General features: G+C 58.7%; 17 protein-coding genes, 5 tRNA genes and 2 pseudogenes. 11 read left to right on the top strand and 13 right to left on the bottom strand.

Features of this window, described 5'->3' with window-relative positions; translation table 11 throughout:
- Positions 1-41: 41 nt before the first annotated feature.
- Together FFH90_RS30115 and FFH90_RS11500 are read left to right on the top strand one after the other, a co-directional pair.
- Positions 42-704, top strand: a pseudogene (locus FFH90_RS30115) (LysR family transcriptional regulator); the annotation flags it as partial.
- 9 nt (positions 705-713) lie between these two features.
- A complete protein-coding gene (locus tag FFH90_RS11500; RefSeq protein WP_111453790.1) occupies positions 714-3992 on the top strand; it encodes a PAS domain S-box protein in 3279 nt (1092 codons plus the stop codon).
- Between the two features lie 66 nt (positions 3993-4058).
- Here FFH90_RS11500 and FFH90_RS11495 read toward each other — a convergent pair whose 3' ends face one another.
- From FFH90_RS11495 to uvrB, 11 genes are all read right to left on the bottom strand, one after another.
- Entirely contained in the window at positions 4059-4505 is a 447-nt protein-coding gene (locus FFH90_RS11495) for an Hsp20 family protein (RefSeq protein ID WP_018928101.1), read from the bottom strand.
- A gap of 131 nt (positions 4506-4636) precedes the next feature.
- On the bottom strand, positions 4637-5596 hold the full coding sequence (locus tag FFH90_RS11490; RefSeq protein ID WP_138867200.1) for a tRNA-dihydrouridine synthase: 960 nt from the start codon (positions 5594-5596) through the stop codon (positions 4637-4639).
- A gap of 97 nt (positions 5597-5693) precedes the next feature.
- A complete protein-coding gene (locus FFH90_RS11485; RefSeq protein WP_019582115.1) occupies positions 5694-6131 on the bottom strand; it encodes a thioesterase family protein in 438 nt (145 codons plus the stop codon).
- Positions 6132-6179: 48 nt separating this feature from the next.
- The gene (locus FFH90_RS11480) at positions 6180-7013 is read right to left on the bottom strand and encodes an alpha/beta fold hydrolase (RefSeq protein ID WP_138867199.1); all 834 of its coding nucleotides are present in this window, start codon (positions 7011-7013) and stop codon (positions 6180-6182) included.
- Between the two features lie 31 nt (positions 7014-7044).
- Positions 7045-7584 (bottom strand): TetR/AcrR family transcriptional regulator, encoded by a 540-nt coding sequence (locus FFH90_RS11475; RefSeq protein WP_111453788.1) that lies wholly within the window; start codon positions 7582-7584, stop codon positions 7045-7047.
- Positions 7585-7766: 182 nt separating this feature from the next.
- Positions 7767-7842 (bottom strand) — tRNA-Glu (locus FFH90_RS11470).
- Positions 7843-7922: 80 nt separating this feature from the next.
- Positions 7923-7998: transfer RNA gene (locus FFH90_RS11465), tRNA-Ala, on the bottom strand.
- A 53-nt stretch (positions 7999-8051) separates the two neighbouring features.
- Positions 8052-8127 (bottom strand) — tRNA-Glu (locus tag FFH90_RS11460).
- A gap of 79 nt (positions 8128-8206) precedes the next feature.
- Positions 8207-8282, bottom strand: a tRNA-Ala gene (locus FFH90_RS11455).
- 189 nt (positions 8283-8471) lie between these two features.
- The gene (gene gltX / locus FFH90_RS11450; protein ID WP_018928106.1) at positions 8472-9953 is read right to left on the bottom strand and encodes a glutamate--tRNA ligase; all 1482 of its coding nucleotides are present in this window, start codon (positions 9951-9953) and stop codon (positions 8472-8474) included.
- Between the two features lie 189 nt (positions 9954-10142).
- Positions 10143-12158: an excinuclease ABC subunit UvrB gene (uvrB, locus tag FFH90_RS11445; protein ID WP_019582112.1), complete on the bottom strand. Its 2016-nt coding sequence runs from the start codon at positions 12156-12158 to the stop codon at positions 10143-10145.
- A 336-nt stretch (positions 12159-12494) separates the two neighbouring features.
- Between uvrB and FFH90_RS11440 the strand changes: the two genes are divergently transcribed.
- Together FFH90_RS11440 and FFH90_RS11435 are read left to right on the top strand one after the other, a co-directional pair.
- Complete coding sequence (locus FFH90_RS11440; protein WP_086945457.1) at positions 12495-13691, top strand: amino acid aminotransferase; 1197 nt, start codon at positions 12495-12497, stop codon at positions 13689-13691.
- Between the two features lie 139 nt (positions 13692-13830).
- Positions 13831-14031, top strand: a complete 201-nt coding sequence (locus FFH90_RS11435) for a hypothetical protein (RefSeq protein WP_007935214.1) — start codon at positions 13831-13833, stop codon at positions 14029-14031.
- Here the strand turns inward: FFH90_RS11435 and FFH90_RS11430 are convergent.
- On the bottom strand, positions 14028-14258 hold the full coding sequence (locus FFH90_RS11430) for a hypothetical protein (protein ID WP_018928109.1): 231 nt from the start codon (positions 14256-14258) through the stop codon (positions 14028-14030). The two genes, FFH90_RS11435 and FFH90_RS11430, sit on opposite strands and share 4 nt — an antisense overlap.
- A 227-nt stretch (positions 14259-14485) precedes the next feature.
- Here FFH90_RS11430 and FFH90_RS11425 point away from each other — a divergent pair.
- From FFH90_RS11425 to FFH90_RS11410, 3 genes and pseudogenes are all read left to right on the top strand, one after another.
- A tRNA-Asn gene (locus tag FFH90_RS11425) sits at positions 14486-14561 on the top strand.
- A 162-nt stretch (positions 14562-14723) separates the two neighbouring features.
- A complete protein-coding gene (locus FFH90_RS11420; protein WP_138867198.1) occupies positions 14724-16046 on the top strand; it encodes an integrase arm-type DNA-binding domain-containing protein in 1323 nt (440 codons plus the stop codon).
- Between the two features lie 911 nt (positions 16047-16957).
- Positions 16958-17545: pseudogene (locus FFH90_RS11410) on the top strand (integrase); the annotation flags it as partial.
- A gap of 7 nt (positions 17546-17552) precedes the next feature.
- On the opposite strand, the gene FFH90_RS11405 reads toward FFH90_RS11410, so the two are convergent.
- Positions 17553-18398 carry an AraC family transcriptional regulator gene (locus tag FFH90_RS11405; RefSeq protein WP_096480690.1) on the bottom strand — a complete coding sequence of 282 codons (846 nt, stop codon included), beginning with the start codon at positions 18396-18398 and terminating at the stop codon, positions 17553-17555.
- 83 nt (positions 18399-18481) lie between these two features.
- Here FFH90_RS11405 and FFH90_RS11400 point away from each other — a divergent pair, with 83 nt between their 5' ends.
- The 4 genes from FFH90_RS11400 (at position 18482) to FFH90_RS11385 (ending at position 22857) form a co-directional block, all read left to right on the top strand.
- Positions 18482-19105, top strand: a complete 624-nt coding sequence (locus FFH90_RS11400) for a glutathione S-transferase family protein (RefSeq protein ID WP_052965508.1) — start codon at positions 18482-18484, stop codon at positions 19103-19105.
- A gap of 126 nt (positions 19106-19231) precedes the next feature.
- Complete coding sequence (locus tag FFH90_RS11395; RefSeq protein ID WP_138867197.1) at positions 19232-20575, top strand: SidA/IucD/PvdA family monooxygenase; 1344 nt, start codon at positions 19232-19234, stop codon at positions 20573-20575.
- Between the two features lie 64 nt (positions 20576-20639).
- Complete coding sequence (ectB, locus tag FFH90_RS11390) at positions 20640-21962, top strand: diaminobutyrate--2-oxoglutarate transaminase (RefSeq protein ID WP_052965506.1); 1323 nt, start codon at positions 20640-20642, stop codon at positions 21960-21962.
- Complete coding sequence (locus FFH90_RS11385; RefSeq protein WP_096480691.1) at positions 21952-22857, top strand: DMT family transporter; 906 nt, start codon at positions 21952-21954, stop codon at positions 22855-22857. The genes ectB and FFH90_RS11385 overlap by 11 nt, the downstream gene beginning before the upstream one ends.
- Positions 22858-23079: the final 222 nt, after the last annotated feature.

The following is a 23079-nucleotide window of genomic DNA, read 5'->3' as shown; positions in this document are numbered from 1 at the left end:
ATGCTTTGCATAACCAACTGGAATGCCACTGAGACCTCATTATGGACCTCGCCAACCTCAACGCCTTTATCGCGATTGCCGAGAGCGGAAGCTTCTCCGGCGCCGGCGAACGGCTGCACCTGACGCAACCGGCCATCAGCAAGCGCATCGCCGGGCTGGAGCAGCAATTGAAGGTGCGACTGTTCGATCGACTGGGCCGGGAAGTCGGCCTGACCGAAGCCGGCCGCGCCCTGCTGCCACGGGCCTATCAGATCCTCAATGTACTGGATGACACCCGCCGCGCCCTGACCAACCTGACTGGCGAAGTGACCGGTCGTCTGACATTGGCCACCAGCCATCACATCGGCCTGCATCGCTTGCCGCCCTTATTAAGGGAGTTCACCCGACGTTACCCGCAGGTAGCGCTGGATATTCAGTTCCTCGATTCGGAAGTGGCCTACGAAGAAATCCTCCATGGCCGCGCTGAACTGGCAGTCATCACCCTTGCACCGGAACCTCACACATTGGTCAAGGCCACGCCCGTGTGGGACGACCCGCTGGATTTCGTGGCCGCCCCGGAGCATCCGCTGATCAGCAACGGTGCGGTCAGCCTGGCGGACATTGCCCTGCACCCCGCGGTTTTCCCCGGCGGCAACACCTTTACCCACCACATCGTGCAACGCCTGTTCGAGGCCCAGGGCCTGACGCCCAATTCAGCCCAAGGCCTGTCATCCATGCCCAAATCTGTTGAACGTATGCCGCCAATGCCGCGAATTCAGGCAATTGACCCAAAACGGTCCGAGCAGAGCTGGGAAAGCGCCCCACAGTTGCTCGCGGCCCTCAATGGCGCCCGACTGGGCGCCTGGTATTGGGACATCGAGCGCGGACAGATCAGCTGGTCACGGGGTACTCAGGCGTTGTTCGGCTTCGATCCCCGGCAACCGTTGCCCGAGGATCTGGAATACCTCGACCTGCTGCCCCAGGAGGATCGGGCGAAAGCCATCCGCGCCTTCAATGCAGTGATCGCCGGCGCTCCGCTGGAGCAGGCCATGCACCACCGCATCCGCTGGCCCGACGGCAGCCTGCACTGGCTGGAAATCAACGGCAGCCTGCTACCGGACAAAAACGGCCGGCCACGAATGATCGGGGTCATCCGTGAAATCACCCACCAGCGCCAGCGTGAACAAGCGCTGAGCAGCTCGGAAAAACGCTTCGCCACGCTGTTTCACCTGTGCCCGAATATGGTGCTGCTGACCCGTCAGGAAGACGGCCTGATCAGCGAAGCCAACCAGTATTTCGAAAGCCTGTTCGGCTGGCCGGTGCAAGACGCAATCGGCCGAACCACCCTGGAACTGGGCCTTTGGGTCAACCCGGAGCAACGGGCGGAACTGGTCAAGGCCACCAAGGCCAAAGGTGAGCTGATCAACATGGAGGTGCAATTTCGCGCCAGCAACGGGCAGGTTCACGACGGCATTCTCAGCGCGCAAAAGGTCGAGCTCGAAGGCCAGCCCTATCTGCTGAGCACATTCCTTGACACCACCGAACGAAAAATCGCCGAGCACGCCCTCAAAGACAGCCAGGAACGCCTCGACCTGGCCCTGGATTCAGCACAACTCGGCACTTGGGACTGGCACATCCCCAGCGGCATGCTTTATGGCTCGGCGCGGGCCGCCCAGCTGCATGGTCTGGAGCCCAAACCCTTCCATGAATCCTTCGATGCGTTTTTCGAAGGTGTACCCGGTGAAGAACGCGACACCATGCGCGACGCTTACCGCAGCTTACGCGAAGGCCCGGCCGGCAATTATCAACTGACGTACCGCGTGCAACTGCCGGACGGCAGTTCGCGCTACCTGGAAAGCCGCGCCAGACTCTACCGCGATGATAGCGGCAACCCGCTGCGCATGGCCGGCACATTGCTGGACATCACCGAGCAAGTGGAGCGCGAGCAGCAACTGATAGCGTCGGAAGAGAAATTCGCCACCTTGTTCCAGGTCAGCCCCGACCCGATCTGCGTCACGCGTCAGGACACCGGCCACTTCATCGAGATCAACTCCAGCTTCACCCAGACGTTCGGCTGGAGCACCACCGACGTCATCGGCCGCAGCGCCGACGAAATCGGCCTGTGGGACGCCTCGGCGAAAAGCCTGCAAAGGATTGAGCGAGTCATCCGCGAACAGGGCCTGAACAATGTGGCGATCATCGTTCAACACAAGGACGGGCAATCCCTGACCTGCGTGATCTCCAGCCGCCAGATCAGCGTCGGCGACCAGCCGTGCATCGTCACCACCCTGCGCGACATCACCCAACAGCAACGCTCGGAAGCGGCGCTCAAGGCCAGCGAAGAGAAGTTCGCCAAGGCCTTCCACTCAAGCCCCGACGCCATCACCATTACCGAGCGCGACACTGGACGCTATCTGGAGGTTAACGACGGCTTCTGCCGCCTGACCGGCTACCGTGCCGATGAAGTGGTGGGCCGCACGGTGTATCAGGTCGGCATCTGGGCCGAGGAGAAACAACGCTCGGCGTTGCTGGCCGAACTACAGATCAAGGGCCGGGTTCACCACCTGGAAATGCTCGGGCGCAACAAACGCGGCGAGTTGCTGACCGTCGAAGTCTCGGTGGAACCGATCACCCTCAACGAAACCGCCTGCCTGCTGCTGACCGCCCGGGACGTCAGCCTGCTGAAAAATGCCGAAGCGCAGATCCGTCACCTGGCCTACCACGACCCGCTGACCAACCTGCCGAACCGCGCGCTGTTGATGGACCGCCTGAGCCAGCAGATCGCCCTGCTCAAGCGCCACAACTTGCGTGGCGCCCTGATGTTCCTCGACCTCGACCACTTCAAGCACATCAACGACTCCCTCGGCCACCCGGTGGGCGATACAGTGCTGAAAATCATCACCGCGCGCCTTGAAGCCAGCGTACGCATGGAAGACACCGTCGCACGCCTGGGCGGCGATGAGTTCGTGGTGCTGCTCAGTGGCCTGGAAGGCTCACGCAGCGACGTCAGCGCTCAAGTCCGGGAACTGGCGGATACCTTGCGCGAATTGCTGTCCGAACCGATGTTCCTCGATGGACAGCGCCTGCAAGTGACGCCGAGCATCGGCATCGCGCTGATCCCCGACCACGGCTCGACCCCGACCGACCTGCTCAAGCGCGCCGATATCGCCCTCTACCGCGCCAAGGACTCGGGCCGCAACACCACGCAGATGTATCACAACACCATGCAGAAGGCCGCCAGCGAACGCCTGCGCATGGAGACCGACCTGCGCCTGGCCCTTTCCCGGGGTGAATTCAGCGTGCAATACCAGCCTCAGGTGGACGCCCGCAACAACCGCATTACCGGCGCCGAAGCCCTGGTGCGCTGGCACCATCCGCAACTGGGCGCGCAATCGCCGACCGAGTTCATCAAGGTGCTGGAAGACAGCGGGCTGATTCTGGAAGTCGGCACATGGATCCTCGACGAAGCCTGTGCGGCCTTCAAACGCCTGATCGCCAAAGGCCTGATTGACCCGCTCAATTTCAGCCTGTGCGTGAATATCAGCCCGCGGCAATTCCGTCAGAACGACTTCGTCGAACGCATCGAGCACAGCCTCGGCAGCCACGACCTGCCCTGCTCGTTGCTGAAACTGGAAATCACCGAAGGCATCGTCATCCAGAACCTGGACGACACCATCAGCAAAATGCGACGCCTGAAAAAACTCGGCGTGAGCTTTGCCATGGACGATTTCGGCACCGGTTACTCCTCGCTGACCTACCTCAAGCGCCTGCCGGTCGACACCCTGAAAATCGACCAGTCATTCGTCCGCGACGCCACCACCGACCCCAACGATGCCGAAATCATTCGCGCCATCGTCGCCATGGCCCGCAGCCTGGAACTGGAAGTGATTGCCGAAGGGGTGGAAACCGAGGAGCAACTGGAGTTCTTGCAAGGGCTGGGCTGCCATTTGTATCAGGGGTATTTGCACAGCCGGCCGTTGCTGGTGGAGGAGTTTCAGAAACTGCTCAAATGAGCCCTGCTACCAACGGACAAAAAAAGGGCGCCAGTGGATGGCGCCCTTCTCATTTGCTCTGACCGATTAGTGTTGCAGAGCCGGTTTTTCCGCCCCATTGATCGGGATGCGTTTGGCTTTCGCTTCTTCCGGAATCACCCGCAACAGCTCGATATTCAACAAACCGTTGCGCAGTTCGGCGGCCTTGATTTCGATGTGGTCCGCCAGACGGAACGACAGTTTGAAGGCGCGCTGTGCGATGCCCTGGTACAGGTAAGTGACGTTTTCGTCCGCGTCACGTTTGCCGCCACTGATGGTCAGTACACCTTTTTCTACTTGCAGGTCCAGGTCGTCTTCCTGGAAACCGGCGGCCGCTACAACAATGCGGTATTGATCATCACCGTATTTTTCAACGTTGTAGGGTGGATAGGTGCTGCCTGGCTCATTGCGCAGGGCGGTTTCGAACAGGTCGTTGAAACGGTCGAAACCTACCGAGGAACGGAACAGTGGGGCCAAGGAAAATGCAGTACTCATGATTCAAATCTCCTGAACATAATCAGCAAGTTTTTTTGTCTCCGCGACCCGAATTCGGCATCGCGTAATCCTTAGATAAGGACCGCTGATTACTTTTCAAGAGATTATTTTCAGATTTTTTTCAAGCAGACTCAGGCGGCTTCAGACACCGGCAGCCCCAGTAAACGCGAGACCTGATCCAGCTCGGTTTCACGACGCAGGACGCCGAACAACTCTACTGCTTCGGGATAATTACGGGTCAGCATTGCCAGCCACTGCTTCAGGCGACCCGGCGATTGGCGTGGTGTCATCTGGGCCTTGGCTTGCAGCCAGAAATCCTGAATCAGCGGCAGCAGCTCGGCCCAGGTCATCTCGACGACCTCCTCACCGGCCCGCGCCGCAGCGATCTGCCTTGCCAGATCCGGACGCGACACCAGGCCACGACCGAGCATGATATCTTCGACGCCGCTGATCTCGCGGCAACGGCGCCAGTCCTCGACGCTCCAGATGTCACCGTTGGCGAACACTGGCACCTTGACCACGTCCTGGACCCGCGGGATCCACTCCCAGTGAGCTGGCGGCTTGTAGCCATCCGTTTTGGTCCGCGCGTGAACCACGATGTGCGCCGCGCCGCCTTCGGCCAGGGCTGTGGCGCAAACCAGCGAACCATCGGGACTGTCGAAGCCCAGGCGCATTTTGGCGGTCACTGGAATGTGTGCGGGCACCGCGCGGCGGACATGTTCGACGATTTCGTTGAGCAGCTCTGGCTCTTTGAGCAGAACGGCGCCACCGCGCGACTTATTGACGGTCTTGGCCGGGCAGCCGAAGTTCAGGTCGATGACTTCGGAACCCAATTCGCAGGCCAGTGCAGCGTTTTCCGCCAGGCACACCGGATCGGAGCCAAGCAGTTGCACCCGCAGCGGCACGCCGGAGGCGGTACGGGCGCCGGTCAGCAGTTCCGGGCCGAACTTGTGGTAGTAGGCAGGCGTGAGCAGCTGATCGTTGATCCGAATGAACTCGGTTACACACCAATCGATACCGCCCACACGGGTCAGCACGTCCCGCAGGATGTTGTCGACCAACCCCTCCATGGGCGCCAAAGCAATTTGCATGAAAAACACACTCGACGAAAAACGTGCGGCAGTTTACTGGTTTCGGCGTGCAGAAGGTATTTCGTCAGACCGGGCGGTGGCAAATGTGCGGACTGTGTCAGCTTGGAACTTGCAACGCCGAGCCATAGCCCTCGATGAATTCCGCCGGCATGCGCTTGGGCTTGCCGGTCGACAGTTCGATGCACACGAACGTGGTCTGCGCCCGCAGCAACGTCGAGTTGTCACTGGGGCGGATCAGCTGGAAGTGTCGGGTCATTCTCAGGCGCTGGTCCCAATCGACGATCCAGGTCGCCAGCTGCAGCTCATCGCCTTCGTAGGCCGCCGCCAGGTAATCAATCTCGTGCCGCACCACCGCCATCGCCCGGTCCAGCCGCCGATACTCGACCAGGTCCAGGCCCAGCCGCTGCGAGTGACGCCAGGCACAGCGCTCGAGCCAGGTCACGTACACCGCGTTGTTCGCGTGGCCCAGCCCGTCGATGTCTTCGGCGCCCACTTCCAGATCAATGATAAACGGCGTTGCCCGATCCCAGCCCATGCCCCACTCCCGGTCAGATTATTTCGACCGGGGCAGTGTAACGGAAGCTCAGGCCGATTGGCGCGATTGCAGGCTGCGACCGGCCAGCAGCGAGAGCACGCCATCGATCACCCGCGGATCGGCCAGGACCCGCTGATGACCGCCCTCTTCCAGGCGCAACAAGCGACTGTCGAACCAGGCTTCGTGAATCAATTGGGACTCCTTGACCGAGACAAAGCTGTCGTCTTCGGCATGGACAATCAGGCCTGGCATGTCGAGCTGGTAGTGCGCGACATCCAGCGCAGCAGCACGCATGCCAACGTCTTTTTCGACCTGACGAATGAACGCCGAACGGGCTTTGGGCGGCAGGCGCACATAACGCGCAAAACCGCGCAACACCCCAAGGATTCGCGCCGGGGCGGCGATCGAGACCAGGGTTTCGGTGCGCAAGCCCAACTGCACCGCGAGCATGGCGCTGGCGCCGCCCATCGAGTGACCGATTACCGCTTGCAGCGGCGGTAGTTCAGCAGCTGCTTCAAGCATCGCCCGGGCGAACAGCACCACATTGGCTTCGCGTCCAGGCGAGCGACCGTGAGCCGGGCCGTCCAGGGCGACCACGGTGTAACCGGCATTGACCAGCGCCGTGATCAGCGCGGCAAACTGCGTTGGCCGGCCCTCCCAGCCGTGCATCAACAACACTGCCGGGCCCTGCCCCCAACGCAGCGCCGAGAGGCCGAAGCGCAAGGTGATCCGCTCGGATTTCGCCAGCAGCGGCAATTCCCAATCACGCGGCGGCAACTCCCGCGGGGTCATGAATGCCAGACGCATCTTGCTCGCCACCAGCTTCGGTGCGAACCAGCCCAAGGTGCCATTAACGCCACGAACCCAGCTCAACGTGTTCATCGCCCATCTCCTCAGGCTGGATGCCTTTAGGTCACAGCACCGCCGATTTGGCGGCGCGCAGCAATCGATCGGACAACTCTCCTGGCCCCAGCGCCCGCGCCAGCGCCAAACCACCCACCATCAAGGCGACGTCGGCCAAGACCTTGTCGATGTCTTCCGGGCTGGCTGCCAACTGCGCGACCATCAATTCAATATGTTCATTCAACGCCACACGAAATTCGTCCGGCAGACGGCCCAGTTCACTGATCGACGCTGGAACCGGGCATGCCTGCTCGGTGGAATCACGGTGTTTGCGCGACAGGTAGAACGCTGCGACCAACGCGCGACGCTCTTCGCCGGTCAACTCGGCATCCATGTCGGCGATCAAGTCACGACGATGGCTGAGCAGCTGCTTGAACGCTTCCAGCATCAACGCGTCCTTGCTCTCGAAGTGCGCGTAGAAACCGCCGACCGTCAGCCCGGCCGCGCCCATCACTTCACCCACGCTCGGCTCGGCCGGGCCGCGCTGGATCAGCGCTGCACTGGCAGCCTTGAGGATGCGTTCGCGGGTTTGAGCTTTTTTATCGTTCATCGTTGCCTCCGAATATTACGACTAGAATATTATTCTCATAATAATTTTCCGCAAGTCGTGGATGTGACCGCTGGTCTGAAGAACAGTGTTGGGGAAAAAGGAGATTTGGCCAAACGCCAGACAAACAAAAGGGCCATTCAATAATTGAATGACCCTTAAAAATCCCGCAAAGCGGGTAATCGTGGCGTCCCCTAGGGGACTCGAACCCCTGTTACCGCCGTGAAAGGGCGGTGTCCTAGGCCACTAGACGAAGGGGACGCAAACCCTTCTATACAACTGATCAGTGCTGAGAGCTGATCGATTCAAGGCCGGTGTGGCCAGACCTTGAACTGTAAAATTGGTGGAGCTAGACGGGATCGAACCGTCGACCTCTTGCATGCCATGCAAGCGCTCTCCCAGCTGAGCTATAGCCCCGGATTTTTCGCCTCGCGGCGGAGCGACATCTTGCAACATCGCTTCTGTAAAACTGGCGTCCCCTAGGGGACTCGAACCCCTGTTACCGCCGTGAAAGGGCGGTGTCCTAGGCCACTAGACGAAGGGGACGCAAACCCTTCTATACAACTGATCAACGCTGAGTGTTGATCGCTTCAAGGCCGGTGTGGCCAGACCTTGAAGTGTAAATTGGTGGAGCTAGACGGGATCGAACCGTCGACCTCTTGCATGCCATGCAAGCGCTCTCCCAGCTGAGCTATAGCCCCTCATCGCTGAGGACGGGGCGAATCTTAATGGCGCATCGGAAAGCTGTCAAACTTATTTTTCAAAAAAATTAAAATTTTTTGCCGACATAACAATCACTTACCGCCCTCCCCCCGTAAATTCGGGGGAAGCGCCGAAGATCAGGATCAAAAGATCGCGGCCTTCGGCAGCTCCTACTGAGTCAAACGCCGTCAGGCAATCGCGCCCAGAAGCTTTTCCCACTCTTTGTTTTCTTTCTTCGACACGCCGCCCAGCAGGTCAATGGCCTGGCGCAGACGGAAACGGGTCAGGTCCGGACCGAGGATTTCCATCGCATCGAGCACCGATACCGAACTGGCCTGCCCGGTGATCGCGGCAAACATCAGCGGCATGGCGTCACGCAGCTTCAGCTCCAGGGATTCAACCACCGCCTGAATCGTTGCGGTGATGCTGTCCTTCTCCCACTGACGCAGGCTTTCCAGCTTCCACAGGATCAATTGCATCAACTGACGAACCTGATCGCCCGAGAGCTTCTTGGATTCGAACAGTTTAGCGTCCGGATTCACGCCACCAGCGAAGAAGAAGCCAGCCAGCGGTGCGACCTGGCTGAAGGTTTCAACCCGGCCCTGCACGTGCGGCGCGATCTTCATCATGTATTCAGGGTTCAGCGCCCACTTCTGCACGCGAGCGGCGAACTCTTCCACCGGCAGGTCACGCAGCCACTGGCCGTTGAGCCACGACAGTTTCTCGATGTCGAAAATCGGCCCGCCAAGCGAGACACGGCTCAGGTCGAAGTTGTCGACCATTTCCTGCAGGGAGAACTTCTCGCGCTCGTCCGGCATCGACCAGCCCATGCGGCCCAGGTAGTTGAGCATCGCTTCCGGCATGAAGCCCATGCGCTCGTAGAACGTCACCGAGGTCGGGTTCTTGCGCTTGGACAGTTTGCTCTTGTCCGGGTTACGCAACAGCGGCATGTAGCACAGCTGCGGCTGTTCCCAGCCGAAGTACTCGTACAGCAGGATCAGTTTCGGTGCCGAAGGCAGCCATTCTTCACCGCGCAGCACGTGGGTGATGCCCATCAGGTGGTCGTCGACCACGTTGGCCAGGAAGTACGTCGGCAGGCCGTCGGTCTTCATCAGCACTTGCATGTCCATGCGATCCCACGGGATCTCGACATCGCCACGCAGCATGTCCGGCACCACGCACACGCCTTCGGTCGGCACTTTCATGCGGATCACGTGGGGTTCGCCGGCGGCCAGGCGGCGCGCGACTTCTTCCTTGGACAGCAACAGCGCACGGCCGTCGTAACGCGGGGTCTCACCGCGGGCCATTTGCTCGGCGCGCATCTGGTCCAGTTCTTCGGCGGTGCAGAAGCATGGGAAGGCATGGCCCATGTCTACCAGTTGCTGGCAGTACTTCTGGTAGATATCGCCGCGCTCACTCTGACGGTAAGGACCGTGCGGGCCGCCGACATCCGGGCCTTCGCTCCAGTCGATACCCAACCAGCGCAGGGCGTCGAAAATCTGCTGTTCGGACTCGCGGGTCGAACGCAGTTGGTCGGTGTCTTCGATCCGCAGGATGAACTCACCGCCATGCTGCTTGGCAAAGCAGTAGTTGAACAAAGCGATGTAAGCGGTACCTACGTGGGGGTCCCCGGTAGGCGATGGCGCGATGCGAGTGCGGACGGTGGTCATGGCATGTCTCAAAAAGAATGAAAAGCGAAGATCAAACAAGGGGCGAATGGTAACAGGCGATAGCCGCCCGGCTCCAGTGAGTGCGGGATTTAAGCGCTGCAGGAGCTGCCAAGGCTGCGATCTTTTGACTTTGCCTGTAAAAACAAGATCAAAAGATCGCAGCCTTCGGCAACTGCTACAGAGGGAGCGTCAAACCGCGATCAACCGCTCCCGCAGCTTGCCGATTTCGTCGCGCAGCTGCGCCGCGGCTTCGAATTCCAGGTCGCGGGCGAGCTGGTACATCTTCTCTTCCAGCTGACGAATGCGCTTGGTGATCTCGCTCGGCGAACGCAATTCGGCTTCGTATTTGGCGCTTTCCTCGGCGGCCTTGGCCATGCCTTTGCGCTTCTTGCTGCGCGAACCCGGCACAGTCGCGCCTTCCATAATGTCGGCAACGTCCTTGAACACCCCTTTGGGCGTAATGCCGTTGGCCAGGTTGAAGGCGATCTGCTTGTCGCGACGACGCTCGGTTTCGCCAATCGCCCGCTCCATGGAACCAGTAATCCGATCCGCATACAGAATCGCCCGGCCATTAAGGTTGCGTGCCGCCCGGCCAATGGTCTGGATCAGCGAGCGCTCGGAGCGCAGGAAGCCCTCCTTGTCGGCATCGAGAATCGCCACCAGCGAGACTTCCGGCATGTCCAGGCCTTCACGCAGCAGGTTGATCCCCACCAGCACATCGAAGGTGCCGAGGCGCAAGTCACGGATGATCTCGACCCGCTCCACAGTGTCGATGTCCGAGTGCAGATAACGCACGCGCACGCCGTGATCGGCCAGGTAATCGGTCAAATCCTCGGACATGCGCTTGGTCAGCGTGGTCACCAGCACCCGCTCTTCCAGGGCTACGCGCTTAGTGATTTCCGAGAGCAAGTCGTCGACCTGAGTCAGCGCCGGACGGATTTCGATCTGCGGGTCCACAAGGCCAGTCGGGCGCACCACTTGCTCGACCACGCGCCCTGCGTGCTCCGCCTCGTAATTGCCCGGCGTGGCCGAGACAAATATTGTCTGCGGGCTAATGCCTTCGAACTCGTCGAAACGCATTGGCCGGTTATCCAGCGCCGATGGCAGGCGGAAGCCATATTCCACCAGCGTTTCCTTACGGGACCGGTCGCCCTTATACATGGCACCGACCTGCGGCACGCTGACGTGGGATTCGTCGATCACCAGCAAGGCGTCGGCTGGCAGGTAGTCAAACAAGGTGGGCGGCGCCTCGCCGGATGCACGGCCCGACAGGTAGCGCGAGTAGTTTTCGATGCCGTTGCAGTAACCCAGCTCCAGAATCATCTCCAGGTCGAAACGAGTGCGTTGCTCCAAGCGTTGGGCTTCCACCAGTTTGTTGTTGGAACGCAGGTATTCCAGGCGCTCCTGCAACTCGACCTTGATCCCCTCGACAGCGTCGAGCAGGGTTTCCCGAGGCGTCACGTAGTGGCTCTTCGGATAGAAGGTGAAGCGCGGCAGCTTGCGGATGACTTCGCCCGTCAACGGATCAAAAGCAGACAGACTCTCCACCTCGTCATCGAACAGCTCAATGCGGATCGCCTCAAAATCGGATTCCGCCGGGTGGATATCAATCACATCGCCGCGCACCCGGAAAGTCGCCCGGGCGAAGTCCACGTCGTTGCGGGTGTATTGCAGGTCGGCCAGGCGACGCAACAGCGCACGCTGGTCGAGCTTGTCGCCGCGATCCACGTGCAACACCATCTTCAAATAGGTTTCCGGGCTGCCCAGACCGTAGATGCACGACACCGTGGTGACGATGATTGCGTCTTTGCGTTCCAGCAGCGCTTTGGTCGCGGACAGGCGCATCTGCTCGATGTGGTCGTTGATCGAGGCGTCCTTCTCGATGAAGGTGTCGGACGACGGCACATAAGCTTCGGGCTGGTAGTAGTCGTAATAGGAGACGAAGTATTCAACGGCGTTGTTCGGGAAGAACGCCTTGAACTCGCCGTACAACTGCGCAGCCAGGGTCTTGTTCGGCGCCAGCACCAGCGTCGGGCGCTGCACTTGGGCGATCACGTTGGCGATGCTGAAGGTCTTGCCCGAGCCGGTCACACCGAGCAGCGTCTGGTGCGCCAGCCCGGCCTCGATGCCCTCGACCATCAGACGGATGGCTTCCGGCTGATCGCCGGCGGGCTCGAAGCGGGTGACTAGCTGGAATTCAGACATACATACCTCTGGTTCACTCTTGCCCGGTTAAGCCGGACAGGAACGAGAAAGACCGCAAACGACCGATGTCGCCCGAGGAAAAAACTGGATTGTGCTCAATGTGGAGCCGATTGCCATCCCTTTCAAGGCAAACGTCCTACATCGGGTAAAACCTTTGACGACGTCGCTCGACCAACGATCGAAAAATAATTGGAAAAACTTACCGTAAAAGCCGAATCGCCTGTCGCCATCAATCGCTGATGGCCTCTATACTAGCTCCCCGTTTGTGCACCGCTCTAGTGCATTCGGCTGGAGCGCGACACGTCCCTCCACACTCCATTCAGAGCCGCCGCAATAATGAGCCTGTTCTCCGCTGTCGAAATGGCACCACGCGATCCAATCCTGGGCCTCAACGAAGCATTCAATGCCGATACCCGTACCACCAAGGTCAACCTGGGGGTCGGTGTTTACTGCGACGAGCAAGGGCGAATCCCTCTCCTGCGCGCCGTTGTCGAAGCCGAGACGATTCGCGCCGCTCAACACGTTTCCCGTGGCTACTTGCCGATCGACGGCATCGCCGCCTACGACCAGGCCGTGCAGAAACTGCTGTTCGGCAATGACTCGCCACTGATCGCTGCTGGCCGGGTCATCACCACCCAGGCCGTCGGCGGTACTGGCGCGCTGAAAATCGGTGCCGATTTCCTCAAGCAACTGCTGCCGAACGCCGTCGTGGCGATCAGCGACCCGAGCTGGGAAAACCACCGCGCACTGTTCGAAACCGCCGGTTTCCCAGTGCAGAACTATCGCTACTATGACGCCGCCACCCACGACGTTAACCGCGCCGGCCTGCTGGAAGACCTGAACGCCCTGCCGTCCGGCTCCATCGTTGTGCTGCATGCTTGCTGCCACAACCCGACTGGCGTCGACTTGAGCCCGGCGGACTGGAAAAACGTGCTGGACGTGGTGAAAGCCAAAGGTCACGTTCCATTCCTCGACATGGCCTACCAGGGCTTTGGCGACGGTATCGATGAAGACGCTGCCGCTGTGCGCCTGTTCGCCGAATCGAACCTGACCTTCTTCGTTTCCAGCTCGTTCTCCAAATCCTTCTCGCTGTACGGCGAGCGCGTTGGCGCCCTGTCGATCGTCAGCGAATCGAAAGAAGAAAGCGCGCGCGTGCTGTCGCAAGTCAAACGCGTGATCCGCACCAACTACTCCAACCCGCCGACCCACGGTGCAAGCATCGTCGCCGCTGTGCTGAACAGCCCGGTATTGCGTGCCCAGTGGGAAGAAGAATTGGCAGAAATGCGTCTGCGGATTCGTGGCATGCGCACCCAGATGGTCGACCTGCTGGCGAAAAACGCTCCACAGCGCGATTTCAGCTTCGTCGGTCGCCAGCGCGGCATGTTCTCCTACTCCGGCCTGACGGTTGAGCAAGTGACCCGTCTGCGCAACGAGTTCGGCATCTACGCCCTGGACACCGGCCGCATCTGCGTTGCCGCGCTGAACCAGAGCAACATCGACGCCGTGACCAAGGCCATCGTTCAGGTGATCTGAGTCGTCGCGTGACATGAAAACGGGAAGCCAAAATGGCTTCCCGTTTTTTATTGGCCTCAGATAAATCTCAAAGCAGCCGCTGCGCCCTTTAAACTCCCACAGGCTTTATGTACACCCGAGAATTCTTGCGAGAACCCACATGAAAAACGACGACCTACGCGCCGACCGCGATGAACTGGACCACTTCGTGCCCCGCTCCTCGGCCAAACGCGGTAATAACCTGGTGCTGCAAGTGGCCGCGGGCGTGTTCCTTGGCGGCCTGGCCTTGTGGCTGGTGCAACTGGCCGCCACGATGCTGTATGCCAAGCTGATGCTCGGCACTATCACTTTTGGCGGTTAGGCCAATTCGCTCGCACGCTGGCTGGCCGCGTCGTCATAGGCGACATAAAGCGACTCGGCTACCTGACTTTTGATCGCCTTGGTGCTTTCCAGGCCCAGGACAAAACCTTCGGCCTTGCCGCCTGCGCGGTTCAGTTCTTCAGCGGTGCTGGCCTGAGTGATTGCGTCGAACAGTTTCTCGGCGTGCGGGCCGACACCTTTGGGCAAGCTGATCTGAGCGATGCTCATGGGAACACCCCACTGTTTCGGGGTGTGAAGGCTGGGTGATTCATGGCGCATACCTTTTCGGCTGAGGGCCGGCAGCGCGTGTCACCACTTCCGGGCAGCCATGGTAGACCTCTCCCGCGCTTCTGGTAACCGCCGATGGCCGATAAACCTCCCTCTGATCCGATGAAAACATCAAATTGCCAACAGAGGGTTGACTTCTCTTTTTGAATCAGTAACATACACGCCATTCCGCGATAGCTCAGTTGGTAGAGCAAGTGACTGTTAATCACTGGGTCCCTGGTTCGAGTCCAGGTCGTGGAGCCAGACAAGGTTCCAGAGAAGGCTTTCAAAATCTCTGACCCACGCGAAAAACCCGCCTTCTGGCGGGTTTTTTCGTTTTTGCGTTCTGTCGGATTCCGGTGGATACCAGCCATTTTAAGGGTAGAGTTTGGGATAAAGGTCAGTTCGATAAAAGGGAGTACCCTTATGTCGCGCACTACTGCTCCACTCTCCGACGCCGCTTGCCGTTCGGCCAAGCCCACAGACCACGCCTACAAGCTTTTCGACGGCGACGGCCTTTACCTTCTAGTCCAACCCAATGGCCGAAAAGGCTGGCGTCTCAGATACGTCAAACCTGATGGCCGGGAAGGACTGACCTCATTCGGCAACTATCCCATCGTTGGCCTCGCGGATGCGCGCCGCAAACGCTTGGAGGTCAAGCGAATGCTGGCGGATGGCATTGACCCTATAGGAGCCAAGAACCAAGCCAAGGCGGACGCTCTGATCAAAGGCCGCACCTTTGAAAGCGTTGCCCTCGGCTGGCACACGGAAATGTCAGCCAAGTGGGCACCGGACTATTCCAAGACAGTGATGAGTCGCCTCAAAACTCATCTCTTCCCGCTGATCGGCGCACGCGCCATTGTCGACCTTGATACCCACGACCTTATGCGGCCCCTGGACGCGATTAAGAAGCGCGGAACGATAGACATTGCTTTAAGGATACAAAACTACCTGCAGAGCATCATGCGCGAGGCAAAGCGCCTCCGGCTTATCGCCGTAAACCCTGCTTACGACCTCGTAGGCTCGATCAAAGCCTCGCGGGTCGTCCACCGCCCCGCCTTATCCTTATCTCGTTTGCCTGAATTGCAGGAACGGATCGACACCTATAAAGGCCGCGCACTTACCCGGCTGACGGTCTTGCTGTCGCTGCACGTGTTTGTACGCTCCAGCGAGCTGCGCTTCGCCCGCTGGAGCGAGTTCGACCTCAAACGTGGCGTCTGGGAAATACCCGACACGCGACCAGCGTTGGAAGGCGTACCCTTTTCCACAAGGGGTACGAAGATGGCGGGCGATATCCATCTTGTACCCTTATCGCCGCAAGCGATCGCCCTGCTCGAGCAGATCCACGTAATCACAGGCAAATTTGACTTGGTGTTCGCAGGCGATACTAAGTCTTGGAAACCAATGTCCGAAAACACGGTAAACAGCGCGCTTCGGAAGATGGGGTACGACACCAAATCCGAAATTTGCGGGCACGGGTTTCGTTCGATGGCCTGCAGCGCACTGATCGAGTCAGGTTTGTGGACGGACACAGCCATCGAGCGGCAGATGAGCCACAAGGAACGTAACAACGTCCGCGCCGCTTACATCCATAAGGCCGAGTTCATCGAGGAACGCAGGCTGATCATGAACTGGTGGAGTCGCTACCTTGAGGCTAATCAGCAGAAACATGTCAGCCCACGCGAATTCGCCAATCAGACGGGTGCGAATGTCACTCGCCTAAAAGCAAAACGTGGCGCAACTGAATAAGTGCTCGGTCCTCATATCTCAGTGATCCGTTTGTCCACGCGGGTCCATCCAAACAGGGCTGCAAAGCCGCCCTGTTTGGATGGACCTCATTTACAAAATCTAAAGCCCACGCAATTACCTGTGGAGAGCCACTGATTTCCATTAGTGGCTAATTCCATTCACAGCCGAAGAACTCCCCAAAATTCGAGCCTTGACCCTAATTCTCCACAGGCGTAGAAAAGGTCGGGTAAAGCGCTGTCGCTGACAGCAACCCAGGTAGCCAAAACCTTTAAGGCTACGCCACATCGTGGTGGTTCTCCCAAAGTGCGATTAGCGTCCGGCGGCTCGCACGGTCACTCACCAAGTGATGGATGCCTACTTCAGATCATTGCCATTGCGGCAAATACATCCCCCTACCCAGCTGCCCTGCAGCAACCTATCCGCCTGGCCATTTCACTGCGCCAACCTACGCCCGTCTTTTTCTCTTGGAAAGAGACGGGCGCTCCTACCGCTGCTGCAGCCCAACTCGTACAAGGCTTTGCGGCATCCCCCCTCGTGACAATCGGCGTGACAAACACCGAAGTCACCAGCAACGGCGATACAGATGATGGTGCCGCAGCCCACGGAATGGAGTGCACCTGACTGACAGTCAGGCATGCCCCGGTCATCGCTTCACTGCCTTCACCCGACTCAGGATCTCGCAGCGCCGGTTTCGTCAGCCAGTGCAGTCTCCACCCGCCCACTTCTGCGGAAGTGTTCAGGAGGCCAGATCTTGAGATGCCCAAGCTCCCGGTCGTAAAGAGCCGCCAGTCCCGCGTTAGTGGACAACCCTCGCAGGTCGCAGGGGCCTTGATCCCTGATAACACTCAACATTCGTGGCGGGATGACGTGAGGAAGGTTTTAAACGTATTGGCTTCGAGAGGAGTTCAATCATGGCACTGGTGGGCAGGCGAAATAGACGCAATTTTGGCTATGGCCGGCAACTGAGCTATGCAGGGCCGCAAGCGCTAAAAGATCTGTTTGGCGGCGGGTATTATGGGACTGTCAAAGCGCACAGTGATCGGTGGCAGACGTTTGTGCGCTGGTGTCGTTCGGAGGATGGGCCAGGGTGCAACGATGCGCGAAAAATTGTTCGGCAGACCTTGCTGGACTACGCCGGGTATCTGCGGCGGCAAGTCGAACAAGGAGCTATCGGCATCGCGACCGCGCAAAACCGGTTGTCCAGCGTGAACCGGACCATGGCTGCGCTTCGCGGTGATCAACATGTGAAGGTGGTGAGTCCGAGCAAGGCGTTGGGAATGCAGCGCACAACCGTCCGCACAGCAGCCCCGCAAGGCCAGGACCGCGAACACGTGAAGCGCATCGTCGACGTGCTCTGCGAACAGCATTCTCGTGCCGCGGCCATCGCTCTATTGGCGCGAGCCACCGGCATGCGGCTGCGCGAGGCCATTTTGGCCGACTTAACGCGCTTAAAACGTGAGGCCGAGCACTACGGCAAGATCAACATCCAGGATGGCACTTACAGGCTCAGGCACTGCTGTTACGGAAACTGCCAGGTGTAATGCCGACTACTTTTTTGAAGGCCCGGGTCATGTGGCTTTGATCGAAGAAGCCGCAAGTGAATGACGCTTCTGCGAGACTGGACCCGGTGCGCAGCAGTTTTTGGACCTGGGCGATTCTTTTCTGGATTTGATAGCTGTGGGGGGAGATGCCAACGCTTTTTTTGAACACCCGGATCAGGTAAAGAGGGTCGAGGTTCACCAGTTGCGCCAGCTCTTCCAGCGACAGATGTTTGTCGAACTCGTCTTCGAGCTTCTTCTTGATCTTTTGCACTGCGTGCTGCTCAGCCGCACTGACTGGTTCGATGGGCGCTCCGCTGCGCTCGAAAAGCTCTGTCACCAGATCCAGAAGGATAGTTTCCCGTTCAAGACTGGATGGGGATTTTTCAATGAGTTGATGTTGATGCAAAAAGATCCGGGCGAAGTCGGGGGCCTGGCTCAGAGCTGTTTGAAAAAGATGAATATGATCGTCTGAAAAGCGCCCTTGAAGCACCACGCGATTGACCCATTCGGGGTCGATATAGAGCATTCGATACATCCAGCCCTCATCGTGGCCTGGCAAGCCGTCGTGGATCTCCCCAGGGGTAATGGTGACCACACTGCCAGCGACCCCAATGTAGTAACTGCCGCGATAAAATAGCTTTTCAACACCGCTACTTATAACGCCGATAGCGTATCGGTCATGTGAATGTCGGCCGAAAGATTGGGTACTATAACGCGCAGATAGCAACTCGCAGTCGCCTTCGGGTATACGCCAGAATTGAACAAAATCCTTATCTTTTTGAGGCGCTTTATCACTGCGAATCCCGTCCATCAATTGTCCAGTTTTGTGCAATACGTATGAAAAAAAGGTCGCTAAATTTAGCACCTATTTCATAAAACAAGCTAGGGGATGCGATGTCTACAAAACTGGTAGTTGGGGATTTTAATAAGTCGTCATGGTCATTTCGTGCGTGGCTGGTTCTTGTGACAGCCGACGTTTCGTTTGAAACCCTTCAGCTGAAACTGGAACAGAGCGACACCCGCCAGCAAATCCTCGAACACTCGCCTTCTGGCCGAGTCCCGGCACTGTTACTCAATGGCATAGTGATCAACGACAGCCTGGCCATCAGCGAATACGTTGCCGACGCCTATCCTGGCGCCAACCTCTGGCCCCAGGACCCGCAGGTCAAAGCACTCGCCCGCGCCGCAGCGGCGGAGATGCACTCCGGCTTCACTCACCTGCGCACACAGATGTCGTTCGGCCTGAACACCGGTGATACCCCTGAAACGCTTACCGCCGAGACGCGTGAAGAAGTCATGCGCGTGTTCGATATCTGGAACAACCTGCGCGCGCTGAGCGGTTCGAAGCAGTTCCTCTGCGGCGACTTCGGCATTGTCGATGCCATGTTTGTTCCGGTGGTATTTCGTTTCCGGCGTTATGGCATTGCCATACCGGCACAACTGCAGGGATATGTCGACAACATCCTGGCGTATGCACCGGTACAACAATGGTTGAAGCTGGCCGCACAAGAAGTTTAAAGAACAGCACTACCGATATCGATTAAAGATAACTACAAACAACTTTTGTTGACCGCATGCAGGAAAGACCTCAGGGGCTTTTCTGCTTTGCCGAGTCTGACTTTTGTAATAAATGGGGATAAAGCTGTGAGCGTTCATAAAGTTAATACCAGTGATTCAGGGCGTGACGGGCAAGTCTACGATGTCATCGGTATAGGCTTTGGGCCCGCGAACATCGCCTTGGCCATTGCCCTGGAAGAATTAGGCTTTGCCGGAACACGCCTGTTCCTGGAGCGCCAGGGCAGTACGAAATGGCAACCGGAGATGATGCTGTCGGGCAGCGATATCCAGAATCATCCGAGCCGCGATCTGGTGACGCCACGCAACCCGCGCAGCCGCTACACCTTCACCAACTTCCTGTTCGAAAATGATCGGCTTTTCGAGCACCTCAATCTTGGTTTGGAGTTTCCGCTGCGCAGCGAATTCGCCGAGTACGTGCGCTGGGTCGCGGGTTTCTTTGCCAAAGACGTGGTTTACAACCAGGCCGTGACATCGATTCAGGCAGACCCTGTCAGCAACCTATATTGCGTGACTACGCAAACCGGGAGCAAGTTTTTTGCCCGCTCGCTGGTCGTCGCACCCGGGCGGACACCCGTGATCCCGCAGGCATTCACCGACTGCGCCGCCGACCAGGTTTTCCATTTGACCCAGTACCTCGGGCGGTTGGCGCAACTAGCGCAACAGCGCGAGTTGAAGCGGGTCGCGGTAGTGGGCGGCAGCCAGAGTGCGATCGAGATCATGCTGCACCTGCGCCATAGCTACCCGCACCTCGAGATCATCAACATCCAGCGCGGCTACGGTTTCCGCCTCAAGGACACCAGCCAGTTCAGCGAGCACGTGTACTTCCCGTCCTTTGTCGACCAGTACTACAACAGCTCCGCCGAAGCGAAGAAGAACATCAACCGCCACTTGCATTACACCAACTACTCCGCCGCCGACGCCGACGTGATCTCGGAGTTGTATGTAGGCATGTATGAAGACAAGTTGCAGGGCAAAAACAGAATCACCATCAAGAGTTTCAGCGACATCCAGGCTTGCACAGCCACCGGGCACAGCTACTCGCTGACGCTACTCGACACCCAGGCCGGGACCACCGAACAACTGCCTGAGTTGGACGCTGTCGTGCTGGCTACCGGATTCCGCAATCTGGGCACCGGCGCACAAGACGAACGTTTCCCCTCCATTCTGCGCGACCTGGCCGAAAGCCTGGACTGTGATGCCCAGGGCGTGATTCGCATCGGACGTGATTATCGCCTGTCCGCGCGCACAGGCTGCAACTTACCGGCGCTTTACCTCAATGGCTTGTGCGAGTCGTCCCACGGCTACGGCGATGCAGGCTCCTTCAGCCTGTTGTCGCTGCGGGCCCGGGACATTTTCACGTCGTTGAGCGAACAACTGGGGCTGGAAGACGCCGCAGAAAAAATCGCCTGAGTCGCCTTTAATCGCACGCACCTCGACCCCTTATATGAGTAGGCCGTAAATGGAAATTTCAGGAATGGATGAGTTGGGTATATTTGCCGAGGTCGAGTCCCAGGCGCGAAGTTATTGCCGCAGTTTCCCCGTGGTCTTCGACCAGGCTCAGGGCAGCTATCTGTACGACCTCAAGGGTCAGGCCTACATCGACTTTCTAAGTTGCGCCGGCTCGGTCAACTATGGTCACAACCCTAAACCGGTCAAGGCAGCGGTAATCGACTACTTGCAGCGTGACGGGATCCAGGCGGCGCTGGACATGCACAGCCGGGCCAAGCAGGAGTTTCTCTTCAACTTCCGCAAGATCATTCTTGAGCCACGGGCGCTGTCTTACAAAATGCAGTTCACCTCGCCCACGGGCACCAGCGTGGTGGAGTCGGCCATCAAACTGGCGCGCAAGGTCACCGGGCGGCAGCACATCGTAGCGTTCACCAATGGCTTTCACGGGATGTCGAACACCTCGCTGGGGCTGACCGGCAACCGCGATAATCGCCAACCTGGCGTCGACCCATATGTGTTCCGCATGCCCTACGACGGTTACCTAAAAGGTCTGGATTCCGTCGAGTATTTCGAACGTTTGCTGAACGACAACAGCTCTGGCATGGATCTTCCGGCGGCGGTGATTCTGGAAACCATTCAGGGCGAAGGCGGGATCAACGTAGCGTCCGCCGACTGGCTGGTGCGCTTGCGCAAACTGACGGCCGAGCACGACATCCTCCTGATCATCGATGATATCCAGGCCGGTTGCGGCCGCACCGGGACCTTCTTCAGTTTCGAGCCGTCCGGTATCACCCCGGACATGGTCTGCCTGTCGAAATCCCTCAGTGGTTACGGACTGCCGTTCGCTCTGCTGCTGCATCGTCCAGAGCTGGATCAATGGTCGCCCGGCGAAGACAACGGCACCTTCCGTGGCAACACCCTGGCCTTCGTCGCAGCGACCAATACCTTGCAGGAATTCTGGAGCGACGACCGTCTGGTCAAGCACATCCAGGCCAATGAAACGCTCCTAAAGACCTGGTTCGCCAAGGTCACCGAGCGCTTCGCGGTGCATATCAAGCAGGTGCGTGGGCGCGGGCTGTTTTATGGCATCGAGTTCCACGATGCGTCATTGACCGCCGCGGTCACGCGCGCGTGCTTTGCGCGCCGATTGATCATCGAGCGCTGCGGCCCGGAAGATCAGGTGCTCAAGTTGATGCCGGCCCTGACCATCGACGCAGAAACCCTGCAGACCGGACTGGCGAGCATTTTTGAGGCCATGCAGCAGGTACTGGAATACCCCTCGTCCAGCGAATCGGACACTGATACAGATACGTTGCGCTTTACCAATGAGGTCTCCCATGTCGACTAATAACAACCGGGCAATCATCGAGCTGACCATCGGCGGGCTGATGCTCAGCCTGTCAGCACTGGCGGTGGCTTTCGCCCATATCGGCGCCGGTGGTGCCGGATTCTATCGGATGCTGATCGCCTCGATCCTGTTCTTCCTGCTCCTCAAGGTGCACAAGACGCCGGTGCGACTGAAAAGCGCCAAGGCCCAGCTCTACACCGCATTGGCCGGAGTATTTCTGGCGATCGACCTGGTGCTGTGGCATCAGAGCATCTACATCGTTGGCCCGGGCATCGGATCGATCCTGACCAACTGCCAGGTGTTCTTCATGACCTTGCTGGGGCTGTACCTGTTGAAGGAAAAGCCCTCGATCTACTTCCTGATTTCCATCTCGCTGGCCTTCGTCGGGCTGTACCTGTTGCTGTTGCCGGAGATGACCAGCGGAGTCGGGATCAAAGGCGTGGTGTATGGGGTGCTGTCGGGGCTGGCGTATGCCATTTGCGTGTACTTCCTGAAGATCAACACTCAGCTGCCTGATGGTGGCGGTGACAAGATTGCGCAGATGCTCAACTTGAGTCTGTGGGCTGCCCTGGTATTGCTGGTATACGCGCTGGCGACCGGGGAAAGCCTGGCCATCGTGGACGGACAAACCTTGGTGATGCTGGTGATTTACGGGGTACTGGTGCAATTCGTCGGTTGGCTGCTGGTCAATCGTTCGATCGGCGCCATCAGCCTGGGGCTGGCCGGACTGATCCTGCTGCTCGAACCGGTGATCACTTACTTCATCGACGTCGCTTTTCTCGGTAAGGCAAGCTCCTCGCTACAGATTGCCGGCGCGCTACTGACTATCTTCGCGGTGTACATCGGCTCAATCAAGCCGCCGGAAAAGGCTCAGAACTTACCCGAGGCTATCTGACGGATGGGGTGTCACGGCATCTGTGAACCTGGTTGCGTGCCCCCAATCGATAAGCTACGTGCAGGCCCACAAGGTTTGCGCGTAGTCGTTTATATCCGTTGCGGCCAACTTCTCGGACCGGGCAGATCGTGCCAGCTCACAAAAAAGGACGAGAAAAAGCTGCTGAATCTCCGGCTAATCGTTCTTTTGGGGTCGCTATTCAGCGAACCTTGTCAGCTATAG

The sequence above is a fragment of the Pseudomonas sp. ATCC 43928 genome (assembly GCF_005938665.2).
Taxonomy (GTDB): domain Bacteria; phylum Pseudomonadota; class Gammaproteobacteria; order Pseudomonadales; family Pseudomonadaceae; genus Aquipseudomonas.
Note: the sequence above shows the minus strand (reverse complement) of the source record. Positions and strands in the feature narration are given on the sequence as shown.